This window comes from Anabaena sp. CA = ATCC 33047, from assembly GCF_963870205.1.
GTDB lineage: Bacteria > Cyanobacteriota > Cyanobacteriia > Cyanobacteriales > Nostocaceae > Trichormus.
In genome coordinates this window covers 1-4,460 of record NZ_CAWMSA010000034.1, presented here as the reverse complement: position 1 = coordinate 4,460, position 4,460 = coordinate 1, and the positions used below count along the sequence as shown (strand labels likewise).

At 37.5% G+C, this 4,460-nt stretch carries 3 protein-coding genes; 2 read left to right on the top strand and 1 reads right to left on the bottom strand.

What is annotated here, in order from left to right; all coding sequences use genetic code 11:
• Positions 1-91 precede the first annotated feature (91 nt).
• The gene (locus tag AACS98_RS07540) at positions 92-1,981 is read right to left on the bottom strand and encodes a protein kinase family protein (RefSeq protein WP_084386885.1); all 1,890 of its coding nucleotides are present in this window, start codon (positions 1,979-1,981) and stop codon (positions 92-94) included.
• A gap of 415 nt (positions 1,982-2,396) precedes the next feature.
• Between AACS98_RS07540 and AACS98_RS07535 the strand changes: the two genes are divergently transcribed.
• Both AACS98_RS07535 and AACS98_RS07530 read left to right on the top strand, forming a co-directional pair.
• Positions 2,397-3,911: an NACHT domain-containing protein gene (locus AACS98_RS07535; protein ID WP_157087497.1), complete on the top strand. Its 1,515-nt coding sequence runs from the start codon at positions 2,397-2,399 to the stop codon at positions 3,909-3,911.
• Positions 3,908-4,225 (top strand): fertility inhibition FinO-like protein, encoded by a 318-nt coding sequence (locus tag AACS98_RS07530; protein WP_232317125.1) that lies wholly within the window; start codon positions 3,908-3,910, stop codon positions 4,223-4,225. Before AACS98_RS07535 ends, AACS98_RS07530 begins: the two co-directional genes overlap by 4 nt.
• The last annotated feature ends 235 nt before the right edge of the window (positions 4,226-4,460 follow it).

Sequence of the window (4,460 nt, the reverse complement as noted above, 5' to 3'; positions counted from 1 at the left end):
GTCTTAAACCCGATTATTCATCCGCCAGCCGTACAGAATTCCCAAGCTGAATTCTCACTCCTGACTCCTGTATTCTGGTAGATAAATTTCATCACTCTGGCACAACATCTCCTAATAATCTCTTTAATATTTGTAATCGCCAACGTTGAACTTCCGGCAGATTAGAATCCACAATTAAGCATACTTCCCATGATATTCTCGCAGCATTAACTTCATTTACAGCTTCTTGTACTTGTGCTAATAAACAATAAGTATCAGTCCTTTTAAAGTCTAATTCTTTTGCTTTTTCTAAATTTATTTTTGCTTCTTTATATTTTTTCTGTTCAAATCTCGCCCAACCTATACTCTTATACAAAGCTGCTTTTAGTTCAGGTTCTTTAGCTTTTTTTAACCCTTCTTTAGCTGTATTAATAGCTTCATCATATTTTCCTTGTAAATTTTGAATTCTTGCTAAATTGCTTACTGCATCTAAAGCCAATTCACTATTTTTGATAGCTAATTTATATTGGTTTGCTGCCAAGTCATATTTACCTAAATCATCATAAAAATTTCCTAAACCATAATGAGCCTCCCAACTATTAGGTTTTAATTGGAACAGTGCTGCATAACTCTTATCAACACAATCAAAATCTTGTAGTCTTTGGCACAATAATGCTAAATTATTATATGCTACATCATTTTGGGGATTAAATTTAATAGCTAGTTCATAGTATTTTTTGGCATTTTCAAGAGAAATATTCCGTCGTTCTGCCTGTTCAAAGTAAAAGTCAGATACTAATTTTGCTATATCCGGTTTAATGCTAACTGCTTTGTGGAAGTCGCTTTTAGCATCCTCGAATCGATTTTCTTGTTGAGCCTTCTTCCCTTGATTTAATAAATACTCTGCTATTACAGGGCGTGATACATTATACAATCCAAATAAGCTTAAACCGACCCCAATGACTGCGGCAACTTGAAATAATGGGGATTTAACTAATCGGTTGATTTTTGATTGCAACGGTAGCCGTTCTAATCGCTGTAAAATTACTCGCGTAGTTTGCGGACGTTGCCCTGGAAAATGAGACATGAGTTCATCTAGGAAGTCAGCCAAGGGTTTGTCAATCTGCGGTGCTTTATTACGCCAGATTAGCCTTCCTGTTCGTTCATCCTTGGGCAAATCTGTCAGTTGATGACCAGTTACTAATTGCACAAAAGTGCGACCCAACGCAAAAAAATCTGACTGTGGTACTGCCTGTCCTTCAATTTGTTCTAATGGCGTGTAACGAGGTGTGACAACAGATGTAATTTCATAGCGTCCCCCCCTACCTGCCTCAGTTCCACCACTTGCACTGACTTTGGCTAAATAAGTATTAGTAATCCGCCGAGCAGTTCCAAAATCAATTAATGCTAGCTGACCATTTGGCTGAAGAATTATATTTGAAGGTTTAATATCTCTGTGGAAAAATTCACTCCGATGTACTGTATCAAGAATATCAGTTAACTGCTTAAGCCATTCCAATGCTAGAGATTGAGAAACAGCCCTATTCTGTTCTATCCATTTCTCCAAATCTATCCCTTCAAACCGATTCATTACTAGGCAGCATAGTTCTAGAGGGCTATTTTGGGGAACAAAAGTGAAAAAATCATCTACGGTACTTTTAGGAATATTTCGATGTCTGAGAACTTGTAAAGTAATAGACTCTATCTCAATCAACTTACGCAGTTTAGGTGAGTTCCATTTCAGCACTTTCATCACCCGCCTTTCACGGACTGGATGCCACCTAGTACCGGCATCATCTACTTCAAAAACATCGAAATAGTTATAAGGATCATCCGTAAGTGCTTTCAAGGGCTTAATAAGGCGAATCCGTTTGTTAATCAGCAGCGCAGTACCACAAGAAAGACAAGTTTCAACGTTGCCAGGATTTTGGCGATGAGCGCAAAGGGGATTGATACAGTAACTCACATTATTAAAAAATCCTTTTTGGTAGGTAGCTGCCATCCAACTTTATCAGCTACACAAAATGAACGTAGCCCGAAAAATAGATATTGTCATGAAGTGGGCTAGGGTAGGAAGTGAGTTAAACTTCTGGGTCAAAATTTTTGCTACTGTTGCCGCAAAGCGAGAATTTGACTCAGGGGTGAAACTCCTCCCTCGCCCCCATTGCTCTCACTGCCAATCCTTAACGGATGTGGCGGGAGTCTCCTGGGGGTGTTCAATGATCATAGCCTCACACCATGAGGGCTAGTCTAGCCTAACTGCCTTTTGGATATTACTTTTCTATTTCATTATTACTTTTTCCGATAGTAGCTTTATTTTCCCTGGTATAGTAATATTCGTAGTAAGTAATGCACTGACCCTAAAAACCTCAGTCCTAGCCTGTGAGAATATCACATGGGCATTTGATGCAACATCGGTGGATATAGATATGGATTCTACGTTCGGCAAGAGACTGGATTCGCAAAAACTTCTCTCCTTTGTTTCTCAAAAACAAAGCCTTACAGAACAAGACAATCTGGAAAGTGTAACTTTTGATGAAGCTTTGGCAGTAGTTAATGATCTAATACTCGCCGAAAGGGGTAAACACCTATCTGAAGCTGAAATCATAGTCATGAAAGGAGCGTGGCATAATCTTGACTACGAACAAATAGCAGATAAGTCCACATATACCCTCAATTACTTACAACGGGTGGTAGGTGCTAGATTATGGGATACACTCTCAAAAACAATTGGCAATGGTGAACGAGTAACCAAGAAAAAACTGCGATTATTTTTAGAGCGACTTACAAAGAATAATCATGCCCAATCTTTGTCAGGTACTGAGAATATGTTTTCTTCGAGGAGCATAAAAATTCTTGGTCGCAACTTACCCGATTTATCTACATTCTATGGACGCAAAAAAGAATTATCTCGTTTGAAAGAAATAGTAAATCAGCAGCGTTGTATCGCGCTAATAGGGGTAGCAGGAATTGGTAAAAGCGCATTAGCTGCAAAGTTATTATCAGAGATCAGTATGGATGCTCAACCCAAATTTGATTATTTAATTTGGAAATCAGTAGCCCATGCACCATCATTTCCAGAACTAATTTCTGGATTAATAGAACTAATCCAACCTTGGGAAACGTATTCTGACGAATTACCTCAGTATAATCAAGCAATGATTTCTGTGCTGATTAAGCAAATGCAATCACACTCTTATTTACTAGTGCTTGATGAATATGACTCTTTACTTAAAACAACTGACTTGAATCAACGGCTAGAATACAGTCTGTTCTTTCGTAGATTTATAGAGGAACTAGACAAAAGTTGTTTATTGTTAACTAGCCGCATTTTACCGTTGGAAATTGAGAACATGATAGAATCTGACAGACCTATTGATTTTCTCAAAATTGAAGGCTTAGATACAGACTCAGCAATTAAGTTTTTATCTGAACAAGGATTAACTTCTCAAAAAAATTACCATGATTTAATTGAAACCTATCGTGGTAATCCTTCAGAATTAAAAGCAGTCGCCCATCGAATTAACCATTTTTTTGCTGGGAGTACAGAAAAGTTCTTTCAAAACCAAACTACTCTTATTAGTAGCAAATTTGAAACAATGCTCAATGAAATGTTTGGGCAATTATTGAATCAACTTCAGCGAGAAATCCTAATTTACATAGCAGAAGAAATAATTTCTCACTCAAAACCAGTGCAATTCAACAAATTATTAAATGATATGAAGCATAAACAAACAACAAAAGCATCAACTTTAGAGTTGATTAAAGCATTAGAAAAACTTGAGACACAATCGTTAATTGAAAGCTATAAAGACCCAGACACAAACGAAATAAGCTTTAATTTACAACCAGTAATTAAAAAATATATTAAAACCGACCCATTGGGGTTAGTACAGCCTTCTACTTCGTCGCCAATAGCAATCGCATCATGACAGATGTAAATATGATAAAAGGAAAATTAGAAGTAAAAATTAAAATCAACGAACTACCTGAAGCCAGAACAGTAGAAAACAATTGGCAACAGTTTGATATCGATTGTGACGGGCGCATCATTACTGTCAAAGTTAAACCTAAAATATGGCAGAAACTGACCGACGCTGCTACCAATAATCCTCAGTGGGTAGCAGCAATCACTGGTAAAATCGGTCAGTCAACTGAAGATGGGTTCGTCTTAGGTGAACCCAACATACAAGTTTTCGAGCGCAAACCCAAGGTGGAGACAACAACTACACCAGAGGCAGCTTGAGAAAGAACAACCATTAATAGATAAGGAGGTAACAAAAGTACACAATCAGAATCTTGCTAGATGCGAAAAGACACGAAGTTTTGTAAGATTAAGCTGGCTAATAAGTAAAACAGGAGGAAAACTGACAACACATAAAAATGTAGGCAAAACGTACTAAGGAGTAACGCTTTGCCTGAAGTTGAAACAATTGAATAATTTCAGAGCGGGGATGATCTAGCGATGACGCAGAAAGTGG